We start from the raw sequence: 20,494 nt of genomic DNA on the forward strand, positions 1-20,494 counted from the left end.
ATCCGCAGAAATTACCCCGCGGGGTGGAGAGCCGTCCACGACATCAGTTGCGGAACCCGGCTTCCCCGGGAGCGGTCATTCGTCACCCCCATAGGGTGACAGCCACGGGCTGGGCGGAAGGCCCATGTCTTCCCGCATTTTGCGCGCCGTGGCGAGTATCTTCAGGCGTTCCGGGCTATACCGGACACGCACGACCCGGCCCCGCGCGTCGCGCGGTTGCCCGCGCTTTGCCGACGCGGTGAACAGGCCAAGTTCGCGCGTGCCCGACATGGCTATTCCGGCTTGCCGAACAGCAAGGGCAAGTCGGTTTCGACCCGGACCCGTTCGCACGCTTCGCGGAAGCTGTGATCGAAGGTCCGGTCCGCCCGCCAGAGCTGATAGAAGAAGACCAGCCCGCCGGGAGTCTTGCGGTAGCGAAGCCGCGCCGCCAGCCGGTAGATCGGCCCCTGATTGAAGACGGGAATGCCGATCAGGAACAGCCCCGGCACGCGAAGCGGTTGCCCCGCGTCGTCCACATGTTCCGCGACGAACTGGACCTGGGCTTCGCCGGACGAAAGGTTGATCGCTTCCTTCACGGCGGACCGTTCGTTCACCTTCAGCCCGACCGACAATTCGATCAGCTTGGAAGGGCTGGCAATCGACCCGCCGACGGTGTTGACGAAGCGTTGCATGTCTTCCGGAAGGCTGTCTTCGCCGGGGATCAGGTCCAGAACGTCAATGATCCGGTCTTCCAGGAAGGCGGCGAATTCGCCCATGGTGAAGGCTTCGCCGTCGCTCTTGATCCACGCCTTCCATTCGTCGGAAAGCGGGAACTGGAACAGGGAGCGGTGAAGCCCATAACGCGGATCGCCGTCCGCCCCGGCGCGGTGATAGTCCAGAACCGCCGTGATCGACGGCTTCGACCTATCGTCCACCGCGAACAAGGCGCTGTCCGCGTCCTTGAACCTGTTCACATGGTCGATCAGGCTTTCAATCGCCGTCAGTTCGGCGGTGCCATGCCGTGCCGAAGGCGCGACGCGGTATTCGTCGAAGACTTCGCTGGGAACCGCCTTCGCGCCCGTGGGCGTGATCAGGGCGAGGGCTTCGACGCCCGTGCCCGGTTCCTTCAGCGTTTGCAGATCGGGGACGTTGTAGTCTTCGATGATCGCGCGGACTTCAGCCGCGGTTCCCCGTAGTTCAGCCAGATCGGCCATGTCGATTTCCTTTCTTCAGGTTGGAAGTGCGAAGATCAGGCGTCCCGGACGCTGGACGCGCCGGACACGTCGCGAATGCCGAACAATTGCTGCTGTCCGGGGCGGGTTCGCGTCATGCGGTGATCTTCCGTGGCCCACATGATTGACTTCGGGCGGCGGGGTTCGGGCTGGGCGACCTTGAAGTTCGCCTTGATTTCCGTGACGCCGCCTTCCTGGGTGAAGTCGAATGTCAGCGTCATTTTGCCCTTGGCCTTGCCGCCGTTGTTCCATGCGTGTTCGTGCATGGCGGCGGACAGTTCCTTGATCGCCTCATAGCAATCGGCGTCGAACTGCCCGTCTTCCAGCGACCGGACGAATTCGCCCATGGTGTTGCACACGCCGGGAACATATCCGCCGTCAGCCGCCTTTGTCGGCTGATCCAGCGTGGTTTCCGACGCCTTCACTTTGTCGTTCATTTCATAGTCTCCCTATGGACAGCCCCGCCGCTGGGCGGGTGCGGGTCCATCGCGGGGAAATGACGCTGAACAGCCGGTCGCCCGGTTGCCGTTCAGATCGTCGAACCGTTCCCCGCGATGGATTGCAGAACCGGGCGCGGCGTGTTCGCCTTCCCCGGAAAGAGGTTCCCGGCGGCGACCAGCCGGGCAAAGCCCGTGGCCGCGCGGCGGATCGGGGCGCGCGTCATGCGGCGATCCCCATGTTCGCGGCGCGCTGGGAATGCGGGCAATCGACGAAGGTGCAGGCGTTCGGGATTTCCCCGTCCACCCGCCGTTCGCAGACGTCGCAAATGATCATGCGCCCGGTTGCCCCAGCCGCTTCGTCCGCAGCGGGCTTGCCGGTTTCGGGATAAAGATCGGGGCGCAGCGCGTGCCGGGGAACCTGTGTGACGGCTTCGACCTTCAGCACGAATTCGGCGGCGACCCGCTTGGACTTGTTCAGCCAATACCAGACGGAAGGCTGGGACACGCCGACGGCGCGCGACAGCGCCGCTTGTCCGCCCGCTATGTCTATCGCCTCTCGGAGAGCCTTTTCCATGATTTCCATAGGCACGTGTATAGCTTTGTCTATTTTTAGGTCAATAGATATTCCTTTAGAGATTGTTATAAGATTTTCTATTATTGTGCCCGCATGACGATAGGGGACCGGATCAAGGAACGTCTGGACGCCATGGGCGGGAAGGACAGCGGGATCACGCCGACATGGTTGGCGCGGAAGACCGGGCTGTCCCAGCCGACGATCCATGCCCTGATCACGAAGCCGGGGCGCGGATCGAAGCATTTGCACCTGATCGCCAGCGCGCTGGGGACGACGGTTTCCTATCTTGTCGGCGACACGGACGATCCGCTGGAAAACGCCCCGGCCCTGCCGTCCGCGAACGATCTGGCGGAACAGCTCAATCTTGCGCTGATCCCCCAGCTCGAACTTGGCTATTCCATGGGCGGCGGATCAGTCTTCGACGACTATCACCATGTCGGTTTCCGGACCTTTGACCGGGACTGGCTTCGTTCTGTCTCGCGCGGCGGGTTCGACCAGCTCTTCGTCGCGCGGGGCGAAGGCGACAGTATGCAGCCGACGCTAATGAACGACGACATGGTGCTGATCGACACGTCCCAGCGCGACATTCGGCAACAGGATCGCATTTGGGCAATCAGCTATGGCGATCTGGGGATGATAAAGCGGGTCCGCCGCACGCCGGGCGGGACTTATCTGATCATGTCGGACAATCCCGTCGTGTCGCCAATCGACGCCGTGGACGGGGAAATGCACGTCGTCGGGCGCGTGATCTGGATCGGCCGGCGGATATGAACTGGTTATCGCGGCTGTTTCGCCCGGAACCCAAGCCCGCGCCAGCCGAAGGGGTAAAGGCACCGCGCAACGCCCCGCCCGCGCAAAAGCCGCCGGTCCGAAAGAAGATATTCGAACTCGCGGGCGAAGCCAGCAAGGACGCCAGCGGCTATTCCCCGCAAACCGCCTTGCTGGACGCCAGCCCCGGCGATTTCGTCGCGCTTGTGAGGGAACCGGCGAACCCATACGATCCCAGCGCAATCCGCGTGGACGACGCGTCCGGTCGCCGCCTTGGCTATATCGCGCGCGCCGACGCGGCGGTTCTGTCCCCGATCCTGGACGGCGGAAACCAGCCGAAGGCGAAGGTTCACCGCATTTCCGGCGGCGTGCCCGGTGCCCCGACTTACGGGTGCGAAGTGTCCCTGATCTGGGCGGGACAGGAACCGCACAAACACCGCGCTATGGATCAGGAACAGCTTGATTTCCGCAGGCAATTGCAGCGCCAGGCAAGGCGATAGAGCGCCGCCTATAGCCTAAATTATAATTTTCACTATTGACCCGTCTATAGTCTAGGCTATTTTGTAGCCCAGCCGGAATGTCCCGGCGGGGAGCATGGCCGATGCGGCGCACTGACTTTTCCGATGATCTGACCGCAGCGACGGACGCACTGGATCGCCTTTGCGCGAAGCTGATGGTCGCTTGCGACGCCCTATGCGCTGTGGCCGTGTTCGGCACCTTCGCCATGACGATCTATCACGCCGTTCGCTTTGCGGCCCGGATGGTGGCCGCATGAACGCGCCCTATTCCCTCACCAGCCGCCAGCACGACGCCTTGCGCTTCGTCGCTGGCTATCTGGAAGCCCATGACGGGGTTTCCCCGACATTCGATCAAATCCGCGAAGCGCTGGGGCTGGGAAGCATGTCCAGCGTCGCGCGGCTGCTCGATGCGCTGGAAGAACGCGGGCACCTTCGCCGCGTGCGCTACCGGCAACAGTCGATTGAAGTTCTGGCGGACGTCACGATCCCGCGCACGCCGGACGGTGCGCCGCTGTTCTTCGTGCCAGCCGGACAGATCGGGATCGAAGGCACGGGAAGGGCGGCGGCATGACGGTCGAATGTGAACAGGCGGACCGCCAGTATGCGGCGGAACTGCTGAACCGGATCGAAGGAAGGTTGTTCGATCACCGCGACGTCGTGCTTGTCGCGTTCATCATTCCGCTGATCGAAGCGGACGTTGCCGACTGGCTGAACAGCAACCTTCGCGGAACCGTGTCGCGTGAAAAGATCGTCGCGGCGGTCCGCGCGGGCGAAGCTCGTCCTGAAAGTGAAGCGCAGGGATCGACGCAATGACGGATCATCGCTGCTTTACCGTGGACGCGACCGCCTATCTTCGCAATCTTGACCGCGACGATCTGAACGCGCGTTGCGTGGCGATCCACTATCAGCGCCAGCCGACAAAGACAGAGGGGGGCACGTCTATTGGACTTCGGTTCCCCATGCTGATCGTCGCTGGCTATCTGGAAGACCCGGACGCCGTGGCGGCGAAGGTCGCCGATATTCTGGAACGCCACTGGGACGCGGGCGACCAGCCGGACGCGACTGCCATGGAAGCGATCCGCGAAGTGATCGCCGACACGGCGGCGGACCTGTCCAACGGCAATCCCGTCTGGACCGCCGGTTGCCTTGCCGACGCCCTGATCCCGGCGCTGGACGCCGCCGGTTGGCTGATCGTGCCGAAGGCCCGCCCAGCCACTGAAGCGCGGATCGAAGACCTTCAGCGGGAAGGGGCGGATCAGTGAGCGTTCCCGGACATATCGCGCTTCGCGCCTTCCTTGCGCTTGACAAGGCGGACGGCTTCCGCGTGGATCGGGGGCTGAAGCTGGGCGACGGTGCGGCCCTTAGCCCGTGCTGGCGTTATCGCTATCTGCTGTGGCGCATTTGGGATCAGTCCCTTCCGATCTGGTCGTTCGGGATGCTGAACCCTTCGACCGCCGATCACCTGAAGCTGGACCCGACTGTCACCCGCTGCTGTAACCGGGCGAAGAACGGCGGCGCGGGCGGGCTTGTCGTCTGGAACCTGTTTGCTTGGCGCGATACGGACCCCGCCGCAATGAAGCGCGCGACCGATCCCGTCGGCGACGGGAACGACATGGCGATCCGGATTGCCGTCCAGAACAGCGCCCTGAACGTGGCGGCATGGGGCGCGCATGGCACGCACAAGAACCGCGAAGCCGACGTCCGCGCCATGCTGGGCGGCGAAGGCACCCGGCTTCACGCTCTGGCCTTCACGAACGAAGGGCACCCCCGGCACCCTCTCTATTTGGAAGCCGGTCTTCAGCCCCAGCCGTGGGACTTCCGGGCATGACGAAGCGGCCCGTGGACCCGTCCGTGGCGGACTTCGTGAAGGCGCTTGCGCGTGCGAACGCAGCTCGCGATATTGCCGCCCTTCGGTCGAAGGAATTCAAGGGTGAAAGCAACGCCGATCAGCCGCCCATGCGTCCAGCCGCTTGACGGGACGTCGCCATGCGGACGGTGATCTATGCCCGCTTCAGTTCGACCCTTCAGAACGCCCGATCAATCGAAGATCAGGTCGCGCTTTGCCGCGAACGGGCGGACCGCGAAGGCTGGGACGTCGTGGACGTCTTCACGGACTTTGCGATCAGCGGCGCCGCCGGGATCGACGAAGGCGCGCGCCCTGGCCTGAATGCCATGCTGGCGCGGGTCGAAGCGGGCGGGGTCGATCAGGTGCTGGCGGAAGCGACGGACCGGATCGCCCGTCACCAGGGCGACGCCTTCACGATCCGCGAACGCCTCACCTTCGCGGGCGCGCGGCTGTTCACCCTGTCCGACGGGGAAGTCACGGAGATAACCGCGACCTTCCGGGGCTTGATGGACGCCCAGTTCCGAAAAGACCTTGCCGCCAAGGTGAAGCGCGGACAGCGCGGGACCATATCGCAAAAGCGCTTCGCCGCCGGGATCGCCTATGGCTATCGCAAGGCGAACAGGCTTGACGCGAACGGCGAACTGATCCGGGGCTTGCGAGAGGTTGACGAAGATCAGGCGGAAGTCGTCCGGCGTATCTTCCGCGAATTCGCGGCGGGCTTCAGCCCGCGCCAGATCGCAGATCGGTTGAACGCCGACGGCGTGCCAGCCGTCCAGCCCCGATCCGGGGGGAACAGTTTCTGGCGCGGATCGACCATTTACGGGGATCGCAAGCGCAAGAACGGCATTCTGCAAAACCAACTCTATGTCGGGAAGCTGATCTTCAACCGGACGCGCAAGATCGTCGATCCGCGCACGCGCAAGGCGCTGATCCGGGCGAACCCGGAAAGCGAATGGTTGATCGAAGACGTTCCGGAACTTCGGATCGTGGATGATCAGCTATGGCAGTCCGTTCAGGACGTTCTGGGGATGGTCCAAGCGCGCCGGCCGGAAAGGTCACGGCGACCGAAGCACATGCTTTCCGGCATAGTGCGTTGCGGCGTCTGTGGCGGGGCGTGGACGGTGATCGGGCGCGAACGCTGGGGCTGTTCCCGGCACCGGGAAGGCGGTCCAGCCGCTTGCAGCAATAACCGGACGACGGAAACGGCTTCCATGGAAGAACGCGTCCTGAAGGGCTTGCAGGATCACATGCTGGACCCGGAACTGGTCGAAATTTACGTCCGGGAATATCACTTGGAACACGCCCGCCGGGCGAAGGAACTGTCCCGCGAAAGCGAACGCCTGAAGAAGCGGCACGCGGAAGCGGTCGCCAAGGTCGAACGCCTTGTGCTGGCGGTCGCCGACGGGGCGGACGAATTCGTCGAAATTCGGGAAGTGCTGGGGAAGGCGCGTGCCGAGCGTGACGCGCTGGCGGCGGAACTGAAACAGATCGAACAGCTTCCCGTCGTCGCGCTTCACCCGTCCGTGATCGCCGACTATCGCGCGCAAGTCGCCAAGCTGAACGCCGCCCTGGCGGAAAACCCTGAAGCCCGTCTGGAAGCGATCCCGAAACTTCGCGCGCTGATCAATAGCGTCCACGTCCACCCGAAAGCGGACAAGGCGAAGGGGGTGACTATCGAAGTCACCGGCAAGCTGAATTCCATGCTGGCGCTGGCGACCGGATCGGACGCGCCCCAGCCGGGGGGAATTTCAATGTATGGTAACGATGGAGCGGGCGAAGGGATTCGAACCCTCGACCCCAACCTTGGCAAGGTTGTGCTCTACCCCTGAGCTACGCCCGCTCACTGGCGCTGACAGGAACTGCGATCAAGCGGTGTTCCTGCCGGAGAGGCGGCGCGATTAGCAGCGACCTTCAGCGGCTGCAAGCGCAAATTTGGCGCAATTCGGGCTTGATCGCATGTCGCCGAGCGGCCAGCACACGCGCGCGCTTCACAAGCGCGGCAAGGCATCCCACATGGGGACCGGACAGGCGCAAAACGCGCATAGCGGCAGCAGGAGCAGATATCTTGGCCAGCATGGGACTGAGCATTGAGGAACAGAAGGCAGTCGAACGCTTCCGCAAGACGGTGGTCGAACCGTCGCAGACCAAGCTCGTCATCCTCGACTTCTGGGCAGAGTGGTGCGGGCCCTGCAAGGCATTGACCCCGGTGCTCGAAAAGGTCGCGGGCGAATATGCCGACAAGGGCGTGGTGCTCGCGAAGATCAATGTCGATGAGGAACAGTTCATCGCCGCGCAGTTCCAGGTGCGCTCGATCCCGACGGTCTATGCGATGTTCCAGGGCCAGCCGGTCGCCGACCTCACATCCGCGCGCAGCGAATCGCAATTGAAGGCGGTGCTCGACCAGTTGCTCGCCCAGTTGCCGGTCGAAGGCGGAGCGGGTGACGGCGCGGCGCCGCAGGGGCCTTCGCCCGAGGAGATCGCGCAGTTCGTCAAGATGGGCGAAGAGGCGCTCGCCGCCGCCGATCCGCAGCGCGCCGCGTCGATCTTCGCCCAGATCACCGAATTCGCGCCCGAGAACGCGCCTGCCCACGCGGGGCTGGTGCGCGCGCTGGTGCAATTGGGTGAGGTCGATCAAGCGCGGCAGGTGATGGAAGTGATCGACAGCGACCCGCGCCTTGCCACGGACAGCGCGATCGGGCCCGCCCGCAGCGCGCTCGAACTCGCGGGCACCCGGGTCGACGACAGCGAGCTCGCCTCCTTGCGCGCCGCCGCCGAGGCCGCCCCGCAAGACATGGACGCGCAGTTCGCCTTCGCCGAGGCCGCCTTTGCTGCCGGTGAGCGCGATGCCGCCGCCGACACGCTCCTCGCCATGATTGCCGCCGACCGCGAGTGGAACGAGGGCGCCGCGCGCGCGAAGCTGCTCAAGATCTTCGAAGCCACGGGGCTGGAAGACGAATGGGTGGTCGGCGTCCGCCGCCGCCTCTCGCGCGTATTGTTCGGATGACCAAGAGGCTTCCCATCTTCCCCCTGACGGGCGCGGTGCTGTTTCCCGGGATGCAGCTGCCGCTCCACATCTTCGAGCCGCGCTACCGCGCGATGGTCGGCGATGCGCTGATCCGTGACCGGCTGATCGCGATGATCCAGCCCCAGCGACCGATCGAGGGCGCGCCGTTGTTCGAGGTCGGCTGCGTCGGCCGGATCGGCGAGATCCAGGCGATGGACGACGGGCGCTACAACCTTATTCTGCAAGGCACCGCGCGGTTCCGTCTGGTGCGCGAGCTCGAGGTGACCACCGCCTACCGCCAGGTCGAGGCGGAGATCTTCGACGAGGACGAGGACGAGACCCTCACCCACGCCCAGCGCGGCGGGTTCGAGCGCGAGGCGCGGCATTTCGCGGATTCGCAGGGCTATTCGGTCGACTGGGACTCGGTCGAGCGGCTCGACGATCGCTCGCTCATCAACGGCGTCTCGCAGATCGCGCCCTTCGATCCCGCGAGCAAACAGGCGCTGCTCGAGGCCGAGACGCTGACCGACCGGTGCGAATTGCTGGTCCAGCTGATGCAGTTCTACGGCCGGCACGATGGCGGCGAGGAAATCGTGACGCTGCAATAGCGGCAAACGGCCGCTTTCAGGATTGCACCGGGCGCGTGCGTATGTCGCGAAGCGGGTGAATTTTTGCCCCATGCGACCCCGCTGCGATTAAACGCGCCCGCGGCAACCAAGGTCTCGCTCCCCTCCCGCTGGCGGGAGGGGCTGGGGGTGGGCCTGTGCGACGATCGTTCAGGGGCTCGATTCCGGACATGGCAGATTTTGGCGGCGATCCAGCGAATGCAGCCGCTCCGCCCGCCCCTCAAATCGTCCGGCGAACGCGTCGCGCTCGGCCATTGGCGCGGGACCCGCGTTCGTCCGGGGCAGTGTGGCAATGAAGTTCAGGGCCATCGCCCGCGCGAGAACCGTTGTCCCACACCTGCTGGACCTGCTCGCCGCCATTGCCAGACAAGCGGTTAACGACGATAGTGCATAAAGGTCAATTTCCACCGCCCATAGGTGCAACTATCCCGCCCTTGCCTGTCCCACTACAATTGCTAGAGGGGCCGGTAATCATGGGGAAGCGGAGTGACCATCGCGTGATGTCAGAACAAGAGCCAGCAACGACCGAGGTCGTGGGTCTGCGGCGGACGCGACGGCGGGGCAAGAAAGCGAAGCCCACGTGGCAGTCGACTGTGGTTAACGCAGTCAAGTCTCAGCGGTTCAAGCAGGCGTTGGCTGGGCTTGCCGGAGTCTACGTGTTGTTCAGCCTGTATAACTGGTATGTCGATGCCACCTCTTACGGTGGTGTGCTGCTGGGCGGGACGCAGGACGAGGCGCTCTACGCGCTGGGGCCCAACCCTGATGTCACCAGTTTTTCCTCGGGTGTGAAGCGGCTTGATTTTCCTACCGACCGCGGAACGATGATGTCGGTCACCCTGTCGAAGGACGGGCAGATTGACAGCGTTCGCTGTGCCATCGTGCCCGGCAAGTCCGGTATCTGCCCTGCGATGTTCCACATTTCTCCGGGCCATCATGAAAGCGATATGTATGGATGGCTGGGTGTCCCCAATCGCAGGACAGTCAAAGGCGATGTGCTGACTGCCGACTACACCGGGCTTGGGGTGCGGTTTGAACTCCGCCAGTTCAAGGTCGTCGCGGTCACCCATTATGCTGGCGGAGACGTGATTGGCCACACGGCTCGGTTTATCCGCCACCTGCTCTATATTCCGGGCGGCGTCATCTAGCGTGACGCACGGCTGCGGGGGGGGGCAGTTACCCGAACAACCGCCCCGCCACCGCGTCCAGTTTGGCCATCAGCGCCGGATCGTGTTCGTCCGGCGCGGTGATGACGGCATCGTCCAGAGCGGTGTCGATCGGCGAGGGCTCGCGCTCCTCGGGCAGGGCGGCGATGAAGTTCCGCACCATCGCCCGCGCGAGCGCGCCGTTGGCCTGCATCTGCTGCACCACCTCGGCGACATCGACCGCCTCGCCATCACGCCAGCAGTCATAGTCGGTGACCATGCCGACGAGGGCATAGGGCAGCTCCGCCTCGCGGGCGAGCTTGGCTTCGGGCATGGCGGTCATCCCGATCACGTCCGCGCCCCACTGGCGGTACATCCGGCTTTCGGCGCGGGTCGAGAATTGCGGGCCTTCCATGGCGAGATAGGTGGCTCCCACAGCGACCTTGCCCTTGGCGGCCACCACCGCCTGCGCGGCCATGTCCGACAGGCGCGGGCAGACCGGATCGGCCATCGAGACATGGGTGACGAAGCCGCTGGTGAAGAATGTGCTGGGGCGGTGGACGGTGCGGTCGATGAACTGCTCGACCACGGCAAAGCGCCCGGGCTCAAGCTCCTCGCGCAAAGATCCGACCGCGCTGATCGCGAGGATATCGGTGCAACCGGCGCGCTTCAGCGCATCGATATTGGCGCGCGCATTAAGCTCGCTCGGGGATATCGGGTGCCCGCGACCGTGGCGGGGGAGGAAGCGCACCTTCACCCCGCCGATGGTCCCGCACAGGATCTCGTCCGAGGGATCGCCCCACGGGGTCTCGATCGCGATCCACTGCGCGTCTTCCAGCCCATCGATCGCGTAGAGGCCCGATCCGCCGATGATCCCGATGCACCATTCGCTGGCCATGCTGCCTGCCATCCTCTCTGTACGTAGAGGGCCTTAGGTCAGGTCGAAGCGGCTGGGCAAGGCCTTGCGGATGATCGCGTCGGCTGCGGCATAGGGCCCGGCGATTTCGGGCCGCGCGAACATGGCCGCGAAGTGGCGCTCGAGCGCCGGCCAGCCCCCCAGCGGCATCTCTGCCACCAGCGCGATCTGGAGCATGACCTGCGTCACCGTGATGTCGGCAATCGACAGCGCATCGCCCGCAAAGAACTGCGCGCCCGCAAGCCGCGTCTCGAGCACGTCGAACAGCGGCGGCAGCTGTTTGGCCCAGGCCTCGCGCGCCTTGTCGAGCCTCGGCTCCTCGCCCTTGCTGACGGCAAAGAAGATCGGCCGGAAGATGCCCAGACCTCCGGCGGCGGCAAGCGATGTGTCGGCGAATTCCTCGATGAACAGCGCTTCGGCATAATCCAGCGGGTCCGCCGGGTAGAGCGCGGGCGCGGGGTGCTTGCGCTCGATATAGGCACAGATCGCCGAGGAATCGGGGATCGTCCCGCGCGTGCCCTGCTCGGTCACGCTGCGGTCGCGCAGCACCGGGATGCGCTTCATCGGCGAGATATCGGTGAACCATTGCGGGGGCGCGAAGACATTGACTGCCTCGACCTCGTGCGGGACGCCTTTCAGCAGGCACAGGCTCGCCACCTTGCGCACGAAGGGCGAGACGGGGCTGCCGTAGATCACCAGATCGGGGCGGGGGTCGGTCATGATGTGTCCTCTCGTCATCGGGTCGGAACGCCCCACATAAGCGAGCGCGGGCGTAGCGCAATCATCAGGTGATCGCGCGCGCGGCCAGGGTTAGCATTGCAGTCGAAGCTGACGATTGCGTTTTCGGATGCAACGCGCCAACCTGAGCGGGAGAGAGACGACTCCCCCATTCGTTAGAGAGGACACACCCATGGTCACCCAGTACAAGAACCTTATCGGCGGCGAGATGGTCGCGACCGACCGCTGGCTCGATGTCGTGAACCCTGCGAACGAGCAGGTGATCGGCCAGGTCCCGGCCTGCGGCAAGGCCGAGCTCGACCGCGCCGTCGCCGCCGCGCGCGCCGCGTTCAAGACCTGGAAGAACACCCCCATCGAAGAGCGCCGCGCCGCGATCATGGCGATCTCGGGCGCGATCAAGGCCAATGCCGAGGAGCTCTACCGCCTGCTGACCAGCGAGCAGGGTAAGCCCCACGATCAGGCGCGCGGCGAGATCTACGGCGCGGCCGGGATGAGCGCGGCGCAGTCCACCCTCAGCCTCGATGACGAGATTAACGAGGACAGCGACACCCGCCTGTCGCGCACCCGCCGCGTTCCGGTGGGCGTGGTCGCCGGGATCGTGCCGTGGAACTTCCCCGTGATGATGGCGATCCAGAAGATCGCGCCCGCGATGCTTTCGGGCTGCACCATCGTGCTGAAGCCTTCGCCCTTCACGCCGCTCACCACCCTGCGCATCGCCGAGCTGATCGCCGACAAGGTGCCCGCGGGCGTGGTCAACATCATCACCGGCGAGGACGATCTCGGCCCGATGATGACCAGCCACCCCGATATCGACAAGATCACCTTCACCGGCTCGACCGCGACGGGGAAGAAGATCATGGAAGGCGCGAGTGCCGACCTCAAGCGCATCACGCTGGAGCTGGGCGGCAACGACGCTTCGATCGTGCTCCCCGATGCGGACCCCAAGAAGGTCGCCGAGCAGCTGTTCTGGTCGAGCTTCTCCAACGCCGGGCAGATCTGCGTCGCGGCCAAGCGCGTCTATATCCACGAGGACATCTATGACGAGCTTTCGGCGGCGATCGTCGAATATGCCAAGACCGTGAAGGTCGGTGACGGCAGCCAGCAGGGCACCGGGGTCGGCCCGATCCAGAACAAGAAGCAGTACGAGCGCGTGCTCGAGCTGATCGAGGATGCCAAGGCGAATGGCTACAAGTTCCTGCTGGGCGGCAATGTCGACCCCTCGGGCACCGGCTACTTCGTGCCGCTGACCATCCTCGACAACCCGCCCGAGGATGCGCGGATCGTCGCCGAGGAGCAGTTCGGCCCGGTCATGCCGCTGATGAAGTTCTCGAGCGAGGAAGAGGTGATCCAGCGAGCCAACAATTCGGAATACGGTCTCGCGGGCGCGGTGTGGACCGGCAATCCGGAGAAGGGCGTCGCAATCGCCGAGCAGCTCGAAACCGGCACGGTGTGGGTCAACGAATACCTCCACCTCTCCCCGTTTGCGCCCTTCGGCGGGCACAAGCAGTCGGGCTTCGGCGCCGAATATGGCAAGGAAGGCCTCAAGGAGTTCACCTACGCGCAGGTGATCACCGTCAAGAAGGACGCCGTCACCGCCTGATCCATGGCGGTATCGGCTGAAGAACTGAGCGCCGGGCTGGCGCGGGTGTGTGCCCGCGTCGGCCTCGGCGCTTTGTCTTTGGCGCCGCAGCGGTTGACCGGCGGCGCGGTGATGGAGAGCTGGCGCTTTGCCGCGGGCGGCTCCGACTACGTGCTTCGCCGCGCACCGAGCCTCGCCTTCATGGACGGGCGGCCTTACGGGCACGCGACCGAAGCCGCGCTGATCGAGGCCGCGCGGGCCAAGGGCGTCACCGCGCCGGAGGTGGTCGCGGTGCTGGAGGAAGCGGACGGGCTCGGCTCGGGCTTCGTCATGCGCGCGCTGCCGGGGACGGCTGATCCCAAGGTCATTTTGCAATGCGAAGACCCGGATGGGCTGTTGCGCGGCATCGCCCGCGATCTGGCGCGCATCCATCGCTTGCGGCAGGGCGATGTGCCCGAGGGCGTGCCGGTGATGGACTACCGCGCCGCCATCGCTGACCTCAAGCAGCAGTTCATGGACGCGGGCGGGGATCGCCCGATCATCGCGCTGGGGCTGAAGTGGCTGGAGGACAATTGCCCGCCTGAGGTCGAGCCCGTCCTCAATCACGGCGATTACCGGATGGGCAATCTGCTGGTGGAGGGCTCCGCTTTGACCGGGGTGCTCGACTGGGAAATCGCCCATTTCGGCGATCGCCACGAGGACCTCGCCTTCGGCTGCATGGCCGTATGGCGCTTCGCCCGCTACGACCGCCCCGCGCTGGGGCTGGGTTCGATAGAGGACTACATCGCCGCCTACGAGGCCGAGGCGGGGGTGACCATCGACCCCGCACGCTTCCGCTTCTGGACGATCTACCGCACCGTGTGGTGGGCGCTCGGGTGCCTCAAGATGGCCGCCCAATGGCGCTCGGGCGCGGACCGGATGCTGGAGCGCGTGGTGATCTCGCGCCGGACCAGCGAGCAGGAATTGGACCTGTTGCTGCTGCTGGAGAAGGATGCGCCGGAGGCGGAGCGGGGGCGGCCTGTCGTTTTCAAGCACGATCCGGTCCCCTTCTTGGGCGAGGCCATGATGGAGGAAATGGCGATCGCAGTTGCTGAATGGCTGGACACCCTCAAGGACAAGCTCGCCGGGCACGACCGTTTTCAGCTGGCCGTCGCTCGCAACGCACTCGGCATGATGGCACGCCAAGCGGAATTGCTCCCGTGGGAAAGCGATTGGCTGCTCTCCGACGAACTGCTCGCGGGCGACAAATCGCTGCGTTCGCCGGGGGTCTTGGCTGACCTCAGAGCGAGAGCGCTCCGTAAACTCACCGCCGACGTTCCCAAATACCCCGCGCTGGCCCATGCGCGCAAAAAATGGACCGGAGAGGAATAACATGGACTTCGCCATTCCCGCCGACCTGCAGGCTTATCTCGACGAACTCGACGCCTTCATCGCCGCCGAGATCAAGCCGCTCGAGCAGCAGGACGACAACATCCGCTTCTTCGACCACCGCCGCGAATATGCGCGCACGGACTTCGAGGCAGGCGGCTTGCCGCGGCACGAGTGGGAGGAACTCCTGAAAGAGGCCACCCGCCGCGCCGACAAGGCCGGCCATTGGCGCTTCTCCGCCCCCAAGCGCTATGGCGGGAAGGATGGCAGCAACCTCTGGATGGCGGTGATCCGCGAGCATTTCGCGCGCCAAGGCCTCGGGCTGCACAACGATCTCCAGAACGAACACTCGATCGTCGGCAATTTCCCCTTCGTCGCCATGTTCGACCAGTGGGGCACCGAAGAACAGAAGCAGGAATTCATCCTCGGCGGGTTCGAGCGCACGCGGCGGGTCGCCTTCGGGCTGACTGAACCGCATCACGGCTCGGACGCGACCCATATGGAGACGCACGCCGTGCGCGAGACGCGCGACGGGGTCGATGGCTGGCTGATCAACGGCGAGAAAATGTGGATCACCGGGATGCACGTCGCCACCCACTGCGCGATGTTCGCGCGCACTTCGGGCAAGGCGGGGGACGCGAGCGGGATCACCTGCTTCCTCGTCCCCAACCCCACCCCCGGCCTCGAAATCGAGGAGTGGATGTGGACCTTCAACATGCCCACCGATCATCCGCGCCTCAGCGTCACCAACGTCTGGGTGCCCGACAGCGCGATCCTCGGCGTGGAAGGCCGCGGCCTCGCGCTCGCCCAGAGTTTTGTTCACCAGAATCGCATCCGGCAGGCGGCGTCGAGCTGCGGCGCGGCGCTCTATTGCATCGATGAGAGCGTCAAATATGCGCGGGAGCGCAAACCCTTCGGCGAGGAATTGGCGCGCAATCAGGCGATCCAGTTCCCCTTGGTGGAGCTCGCGACGCAGGCCGAGATGCTGCGCCTCCTGATCTTCAAGACCGCGTGGGAGATGGACAACATGCCCCACGAGGCGATCGAGAAGACCATCTCGGACAAGGTCAGCATGTGCAACTACTGGGCGAACCGCCTCGTCTGCGAGGCGGCGGACCGGGCGATGCAGGTCCATGGCGGCATCGGCTATTCGCGCCACAAGCCCTTCGAGCACATCTACCGCCACCACCGACGTTACCGGATCACCGAGGGATCGGAAGAGATCCAGATGCGCAAGGTGGGGGCCTACCTGTTCGGCTATCTCGGGCCGAAGCGGGGGATGTACGGGTGAGTGAGGGCGCGCGCGCCTATGCGGTGCTCGCCATCATCGCGGCGGCAATCGGCTGGGTGGTGGCCCTTTCGTCGTCGCAATTCGTGGGACCTCGGCGGGAATACAGCGGGGTTTATCGGGTCGGCTTCGAAGTTTCCTATTTCGTAGAGGGAGCGAGCGAGGGAACCGAGCCGCCCTTCAATCCCAACACACGCGGCTATCTGGACTCGGCCAGCCTCACTTTGCCGCCCGAGAAGTGCGACAGGAGCGCAGCGGGCTATTCGCCCTTGCGGCTCAATAGGGGTTACCAAATCCGGTTCATCGGACGCCGCAAGCCCGGACCATCCGGGCACCTCGGAATGTCGCCTGCCGAGTATCTGGTCGAACGGGTGATCGATATCCGTCCGCTCGATCAAGACTGCTAGCCCCGCCGCCGCCAGAACCCCGCGAGCAGGCTCCCGATCAGCACGTGCCACACCGCCGAGATCGCGGCGGGTACCGGGGCGAGGGCGGCTTGCGTCGCATTGGCGAACTGCGCGGCGAAGGCGGGTGTTTTGGCCAGCCCCGAACCGAGGCCCGAATTCTGCATCCCCACCTCGATGCTGATCGTGCGCGCCTCGACCTCGCCCAGCCCCAGCACGCGCGCCAGCACATAGCCCAGCCCGAACCCGAGCGCGTGGAGCAGGAAAGTCGCCAGCAGCAGCACGCCCGCGTGCTCCATGATCTGCGCCCTGGAACCGCCGACGATCCCGCCCACGATCAGCACCACCAGCACGATGGCGACCAGCGGCAGCACCCCATTCACCGCCTCCGCCGCACGCGGGAACAGGCGGTTGAGCAGGGTGCCGAGCACCACCGGCACCAGCACCACGCCCACCATGTTCACCAGCAGGTTCAGCCGGTCGATTTCCACATAGGCCCCCGCGAGCCACCCCGTCAGCAGCGGGGTCAGCACCACCGCGGCCAGCGTCGAGGCCATCGTCATCGCCACCGACAGCGCCACGTGTCCACGCGCGATATAGGTGACGATGTTCGAAGCCGTGCCCCCCGGGCAGCAGGCCACCAGAATGAGGCCCACCGCCAGCCCTGGCTCCAGCCCCAGCACCCGCGCCACGGCAAAGCCCGAGAGCGGCATCACCGTATATTGCAGCGCCACCCCGGCCACGAAGGCGCGCGGCATGTTCAGGAGCCCGCGATAATCCTCGAAGGTCAGCGTCAGGCCCATCGCCAGCATGATGACGCCCAGCGCGAGGCTGAGCAGCGGCTGGCCGGCGAAGCGGATGCTCCCGTCGGTCATCCAGGTGAAGGCGGGCGGATAAAACCATGCGAGCGCCACACCGCCCAGCGTCAGGGCTGCGAAATTGTTGGTGATCGCGCGCAGCATGGCATGGCCCCCGGGTGCCTTGCGTTCCGCCGTCCCCCCGGCGACGCTCCGGCTTTTCGGAACATCTAGCAATATCCGCAAGCGCCGCTAGTCTACCCTATACAAAACAGGGGAGTATTCATGCGTTACGTGGTCGCCGCCCTTCTCGCTGGATCCGCTGCCGTGCCCGTCTGGGCCGGTGAGGCGGTGCTTTACGATCGCCCTCCGGCATGGATCGAGACAGCGGCGATCGAGCCCAGGAAGGAAGGGTCGAACGATATCCTGCTGCTGCTCGACCAGCAGGCGCGGATCGAGACGGGGCGGCTGTGGAGCTACGTCGACACCGCGATCGCGCTCGATTCGCCCGAGGCGCTGACCCGCTTCGGCACGATCAGCACCTCGTGGATGCCCGACAAGGGCGATCTCATCATCCACCGGGTCGAGCTGATCCGCGGCAGTGAGGTGATCGACGTGATCGGGGGCGGGGCGGCGTTCGAGGTGCTGCGCCGTGAGCGGGGGCTGGAAAAGCGGCTGGTCGACGGCTCGCTCACCGCGACCCTCGCGGTGCCCGGCGCGAAGCTCGGCGATGTGCTGCGCCTGACCTATTCGACCACGCTGTCGGACCAGGCGATGGGCGACAATGTCCAGTGGCAATCCGGGCTGATCGCCAAGCCGGTCCCGCTCCAGAAGGGGCGGGTGCAGGTCTCGTGGCCCGAGGCGATGCCGGTCTCGCGCCTGCGGCTCGGCAAGGCAGCGGTGGCCGAGCCGGTCGCCAAGGGCGGGTACATGGTGTGGACCGCCGACATGCCGGTGGCCGAAGCCGATCCCGTGCCCGATGATGCGCCCGCGCGCTTCAAGATCGGCGAGCTGTTGCAGGTGTCGACCTATGCCGACTGGGCGGCGGTCTCGCGCAACCACGCGCAGCATTACCGCACCACCGGCGCGATCAAGCCGGGGAGCGACCTGGCAGGGCGGATCGCCGCGATTGCCGCTGCGAGCAGCGATCCGCTGACCCGCGCGGCGGCGGCGCTGCGGCTGGTGCAGGACGATGTCAGCTACCTGATGAAGGGCATGGACGGGGGCAACTACATCCCGCAATCGCCCGAGGACACCTGGGACAAGCGCTTCGGCGATTGCAAGGCCAAGTCGCTGCTGCTGCTCGCCATGCTGCGCGAGCTGGGGATCACCGCCGAGCCTGTGCTTGTGCGCACCAACGGCGGCGACATGCTGCCGCAGCTCGCCCCGCTGCCGGGCAATTTCAACCACGTGATCGTGCGGGCCGAGATCGGCGGCACCAATTACTGGCTCGACGGCACCACCTCGGGCGTCCGGATCGACACCATCGACGAGGTGCCGCGCTTCTTCCACGCCCTGCCCCTCCGCGAGGAAGGCGCGGGGCTGATCCCGCTGGATACGCGCGTGCAGGCGACCCCCGACCGCGAAGTGCGCCTCACGCTCGATCACCGTGCCGGGGTGCGTGTGCCGGCCATTTACGATCTCACCGTCACATACCGCAGCTCGATGGGCGCGCAATGGCGCACGACCGCCGATCAAGCCAATGCCGAGATGAAGAAGGACGCGGTGATCGAGGCGGTCGAGAACGTAATCGGCGAGAACCAGCTGGTCGAACATACCCTCACCTATGACGCCGATACCGGGCTTGCCGTGCTCAAGGCGCGCGGGATCATCGGCAGCGCATGGGAGCGTGACGGCAAGGACTACCGCTTCGAGGCGCCCGCGCAGGCCGCACGCGCAGTCAACATCGATGCCGACCGCGCGCGCAGCGCCTGGCGCGCCATTCCGTTGTCGCTGAACGGCCCGCTCTACCTCACCAGCAGCGCTGAGGTGCTGCTGCCCGAGGAGCTGACCACCGCGCTGGAGGGCACGAAGGAACCTGTCGCCGCAACCATCGGCGGGGTGGAACTGGCCGCGAAGGCGCAGCTTGCCGGTCCGCGCTTCCTGCTCGACCAGTCGATCCGCACCCGCGACGAGGAACTCGCCGCCGATCGTATCGCGCCCGCGCGCCGCGAGCTCACCCGCTTCGACCGCCAGCTGCCGGTGCTGCGCTCGGCCGCAGGGGTCCGCGAGCTTTGGGAGTATTTCGGCAAGGACCGCGCTCGCCTCGCCGCGCTCGAGGCGCTGTTTGCCCGCGCCATCGCCGACGCCAAGCCCGACGAGCCCGATCCGCTGATCAACCGCGCGAACTACCACATGGGCATCTACGATCACGCCGCGGCGCTCAAGGATGTCGAGGCGGCGATGGCGATCGAGAGCTCGCGCGATCTGGTGATCGCCCGCGGCGGTCTGCGCCACGACCTCGGCGATCTCGAAGGGGCGCTGGCGGACTTCGTCGAGGCTGAGGCGCTCGAGCCCGACGGGTCGACCTATGGCGACCAGATCGTGCTGCTGGCCCTGACCGGGAAGGCCGAGGCGGGGCTTGCGCTGGCCGACGATTACGAGGCGATCACCAAGGAGCGCCCGGCGCAGGTCACCATGCGCGCAATCGCATTGGGCTGGGCGGGTCAGGCCGACGAGGGGATCGCGCTGCTCGAGGACATGGTCGCCGAGCGGCCCACCGATGGCGCCCTGCTCAATGCGCTGTGCTGGGAGGCGGGGATCTGGTCGAAGATGGACGAGGCCCGCCTCGCGATCTGCACCCAGGCGGTCGAGAAGAGCGAAAATTCCGCCGATGCGCTCGACAGCCGGGCGATGGCGCACTTCCGGATGGGCAACCTTCCCGCCGCGCTCGCCGATATCGAAGCGGCGCTGCTGGCCGAACCCTACCTGACCGGCTCGCGCCTGATGCGCGGCGTGATCCGGGTCAAGATGGGCGACAAGGGCGGCAAGGAGGACATCGCGCTGGCGCTGAAGATGCGCCCCTCGATGGCCGCGACCTACAAGGCGTGGGGGATCGAGCTGTAGGGGCGAAATTGTCCCTCCCCGTTCCAACGGAATGGGGAGGGATCGGGTGCAGCGCTACCCCTCCAGCAGCGACCGCAAATCCTTCAGCGCCTTGGCGCGCAGCTGGTGGACGCGCGGCACGCTGACCTCGAGCACTGCGGCGATTTCGGTGAGGTTAGAGCGTTTTCCGATCACTCTGGTTCATATCCACAAGATTTGAAGTAATTGGC

General features: G+C 65.5%; 23 protein-coding genes, 1 tRNA gene and 2 pseudogenes. 16 read left to right on the top strand and 10 right to left on the bottom strand.

From position 1 onward, the window contains the following. Positions 1-75: 75 nt before the first annotated feature. The 5 genes from AX708_RS20840 to AX708_RS19880 form a co-directional block, all read right to left on the bottom strand. Positions 76-270 carry a hypothetical protein gene (locus tag AX708_RS20840; RefSeq protein WP_067489927.1) on the bottom strand — a complete coding sequence of 65 codons (195 nt, stop codon included), beginning with the start codon at positions 268-270 and terminating at the stop codon, positions 76-78. Positions 271-272: 2 nt separating this feature from the next. Next, complete coding sequence (locus tag AX708_RS08355; RefSeq protein WP_067489930.1) at positions 273-1,193, bottom strand: DUF2303 family protein; 921 nt, start codon at positions 1,191-1,193, stop codon at positions 273-275. 35 nt (positions 1,194-1,228) lie between these two features. Next, positions 1,229-1,648 carry a hypothetical protein gene (locus AX708_RS08360; protein ID WP_067489933.1) on the bottom strand — a complete coding sequence of 140 codons (420 nt, stop codon included), beginning with the start codon at positions 1,646-1,648 and terminating at the stop codon, positions 1,229-1,231. Positions 1,649-1,740: 92 nt separating this feature from the next. Then, positions 1,741-1,875: a hypothetical protein gene (locus AX708_RS21270; RefSeq protein WP_255357986.1), complete on the bottom strand. Its 135-nt coding sequence runs from the start codon at positions 1,873-1,875 to the stop codon at positions 1,741-1,743. Next, on the bottom strand, positions 1,872-2,225 hold the full coding sequence (locus tag AX708_RS19880; RefSeq protein WP_233999630.1) for a YdaS family helix-turn-helix protein: 354 nt from the start codon (positions 2,223-2,225) through the stop codon (positions 1,872-1,874). The genes AX708_RS21270 and AX708_RS19880 overlap by 4 nt, the downstream gene beginning before the upstream one ends. Positions 2,226-2,318: 93 nt before the next feature. Here AX708_RS19880 and AX708_RS08370 point away from each other — a divergent pair, with 93 nt between their 5' ends. The 8 genes and pseudogenes from AX708_RS08370 to AX708_RS08400 form a co-directional block, all read left to right on the top strand. Then, a complete protein-coding gene (locus tag AX708_RS08370) occupies positions 2,319-2,996 on the top strand; it encodes a S24 family peptidase (RefSeq protein WP_082747218.1) in 678 nt (225 codons plus the stop codon). Continuing rightward, positions 2,993-3,493, top strand: coding sequence for an HIRAN domain-containing protein (locus AX708_RS08375; RefSeq protein ID WP_067489939.1), 501 nt, complete (start codon positions 2,993-2,995; stop codon positions 3,491-3,493). The genes AX708_RS08370 and AX708_RS08375 overlap by 4 nt, the downstream gene beginning before the upstream one ends. A gap of 101 nt (positions 3,494-3,594) precedes the next feature. Then, a complete protein-coding gene (locus AX708_RS20845) occupies positions 3,595-3,768 on the top strand; it encodes a hypothetical protein (RefSeq protein WP_197426365.1) in 174 nt (57 codons plus the stop codon). Then, positions 3,765-4,082, top strand: a complete 318-nt coding sequence (locus AX708_RS08380) for a LexA family transcriptional regulator (RefSeq protein WP_067489942.1) — start codon at positions 3,765-3,767, stop codon at positions 4,080-4,082. Before AX708_RS20845 ends, AX708_RS08380 begins: the two co-directional genes overlap by 4 nt. After that, entirely contained in the window at positions 4,079-4,324 is a 246-nt protein-coding gene (locus AX708_RS08385; RefSeq protein WP_067489945.1) for a hypothetical protein, read from the top strand. The genes AX708_RS08380 and AX708_RS08385 overlap by 4 nt, the downstream gene beginning before the upstream one ends. Further along, the gene (locus AX708_RS08390; RefSeq protein ID WP_067489948.1) at positions 4,321-4,773 is read left to right on the top strand and encodes a hypothetical protein; all 453 of its coding nucleotides are present in this window, start codon (positions 4,321-4,323) and stop codon (positions 4,771-4,773) included. The genes AX708_RS08385 and AX708_RS08390 overlap by 4 nt, the downstream gene beginning before the upstream one ends. Then, positions 4,770-5,339: a DUF1643 domain-containing protein gene (locus AX708_RS08395; protein WP_197426366.1), complete on the top strand. Its 570-nt coding sequence runs from the start codon at positions 4,770-4,772 to the stop codon at positions 5,337-5,339. The genes AX708_RS08390 and AX708_RS08395 overlap by 4 nt, the downstream gene beginning before the upstream one ends. Before the next feature lie 158 nt (positions 5,340-5,497). Continuing rightward, positions 5,498-6,535: pseudogene (locus AX708_RS08400) on the top strand (recombinase family protein); the annotation flags it as partial. A gap of 587 nt (positions 6,536-7,122) precedes the next feature. Here the strand turns inward: AX708_RS08400 and AX708_RS08405 are convergent. Continuing rightward, positions 7,123-7,197, bottom strand: a tRNA-Gly gene (locus AX708_RS08405). 234 nt (positions 7,198-7,431) lie between these two features. Here AX708_RS08405 and AX708_RS08410 point away from each other — a divergent pair. The 3 genes from AX708_RS08410 (at position 7,432) to AX708_RS08420 (ending at position 10,132) form a co-directional block, all read left to right on the top strand. After that, entirely contained in the window at positions 7,432-8,361 is a 930-nt protein-coding gene (locus tag AX708_RS08410; protein WP_067489951.1) for a tetratricopeptide repeat protein, read from the top strand. Further along, entirely contained in the window at positions 8,358-8,969 is a 612-nt protein-coding gene (locus tag AX708_RS08415; protein WP_067489954.1) for an LON peptidase substrate-binding domain-containing protein, read from the top strand. The genes AX708_RS08410 and AX708_RS08415 overlap by 4 nt, the downstream gene beginning before the upstream one ends. A gap of 677 nt (positions 8,970-9,646) precedes the next feature. Then, a complete protein-coding gene (locus AX708_RS08420) occupies positions 9,647-10,132 on the top strand; it encodes a hypothetical protein (RefSeq protein WP_156454555.1) in 486 nt (161 codons plus the stop codon). A 28-nt stretch (positions 10,133-10,160) separates the two neighbouring features. On the opposite strand, the gene mtnP is transcribed toward AX708_RS08420, so the two are convergent. Continuing rightward, entirely contained in the window at positions 10,161-11,039 is an 879-nt protein-coding gene (mtnP, locus tag AX708_RS08425) for an S-methyl-5'-thioadenosine phosphorylase (RefSeq protein WP_369815614.1), read from the bottom strand. 21 nt (positions 11,040-11,060) lie between these two features. Further along, positions 11,061-11,765: a glutathione S-transferase family protein gene (locus tag AX708_RS08430; protein ID WP_067489963.1), complete on the bottom strand. Its 705-nt coding sequence runs from the start codon at positions 11,763-11,765 to the stop codon at positions 11,061-11,063. Between the two features lie 190 nt (positions 11,766-11,955). Here AX708_RS08430 and AX708_RS08435 point away from each other — a divergent pair, with 190 nt between their 5' ends. Genes AX708_RS08435 through AX708_RS08450 form a run of 4 tightly spaced genes read left to right on the top strand, consistent with a single transcriptional unit; the run spans position 11,956 to position 16,425 of the window. Then, the gene (locus AX708_RS08435) at positions 11,956-13,383 is read left to right on the top strand and encodes an aldehyde dehydrogenase family protein (RefSeq protein ID WP_067489966.1); all 1,428 of its coding nucleotides are present in this window, start codon (positions 11,956-11,958) and stop codon (positions 13,381-13,383) included. A gap of 3 nt (positions 13,384-13,386) precedes the next feature. Then, on the top strand, positions 13,387-14,733 hold the full coding sequence (locus AX708_RS08440) for a phosphotransferase (RefSeq protein WP_067489969.1): 1,347 nt from the start codon (positions 13,387-13,389) through the stop codon (positions 14,731-14,733). 1 nt (position 14,734) lies between these two features. Continuing rightward, positions 14,735-16,021: an acyl-CoA dehydrogenase family protein gene (locus AX708_RS08445; protein ID WP_067489972.1), complete on the top strand. Its 1,287-nt coding sequence runs from the start codon at positions 14,735-14,737 to the stop codon at positions 16,019-16,021. Further along, the gene (locus tag AX708_RS08450) at positions 16,018-16,425 is read left to right on the top strand and encodes a hypothetical protein (protein WP_067489975.1); all 408 of its coding nucleotides are present in this window, start codon (positions 16,018-16,020) and stop codon (positions 16,423-16,425) included. Before AX708_RS08445 ends, AX708_RS08450 begins: the two co-directional genes overlap by 4 nt. On the opposite strand, the gene AX708_RS08455 is transcribed toward AX708_RS08450, so the two are convergent. After that, a complete protein-coding gene (locus AX708_RS08455; protein WP_067489978.1) occupies positions 16,422-17,384 on the bottom strand; it encodes a bile acid:sodium symporter family protein in 963 nt (320 codons plus the stop codon). The genes AX708_RS08450 and AX708_RS08455 overlap by 4 nt on opposite strands. Positions 17,385-17,504: 120 nt before the next feature. Between AX708_RS08455 and AX708_RS08460 the strand changes: the two genes are divergently transcribed. After that, positions 17,505-20,285, top strand: coding sequence for a DUF3857 domain-containing protein (locus AX708_RS08460; protein ID WP_067489981.1), 2,781 nt, complete (start codon positions 17,505-17,507; stop codon positions 20,283-20,285). Between the two features lie 54 nt (positions 20,286-20,339). Here the strand turns inward: AX708_RS08460 and AX708_RS20405 are convergent. Further along, positions 20,340-20,441, bottom strand: a pseudogene (locus AX708_RS20405) (sigma factor-like helix-turn-helix DNA-binding protein); the annotation flags it as partial. Positions 20,442-20,494 lie beyond the last annotated feature (53 nt).

The sequence above is a fragment of the Erythrobacter sp. CCH5-A1 genome (genome assembly GCF_001557115.1).
Taxonomy (GTDB): domain Bacteria; phylum Pseudomonadota; class Alphaproteobacteria; order Sphingomonadales; family Sphingomonadaceae; genus Erythrobacter.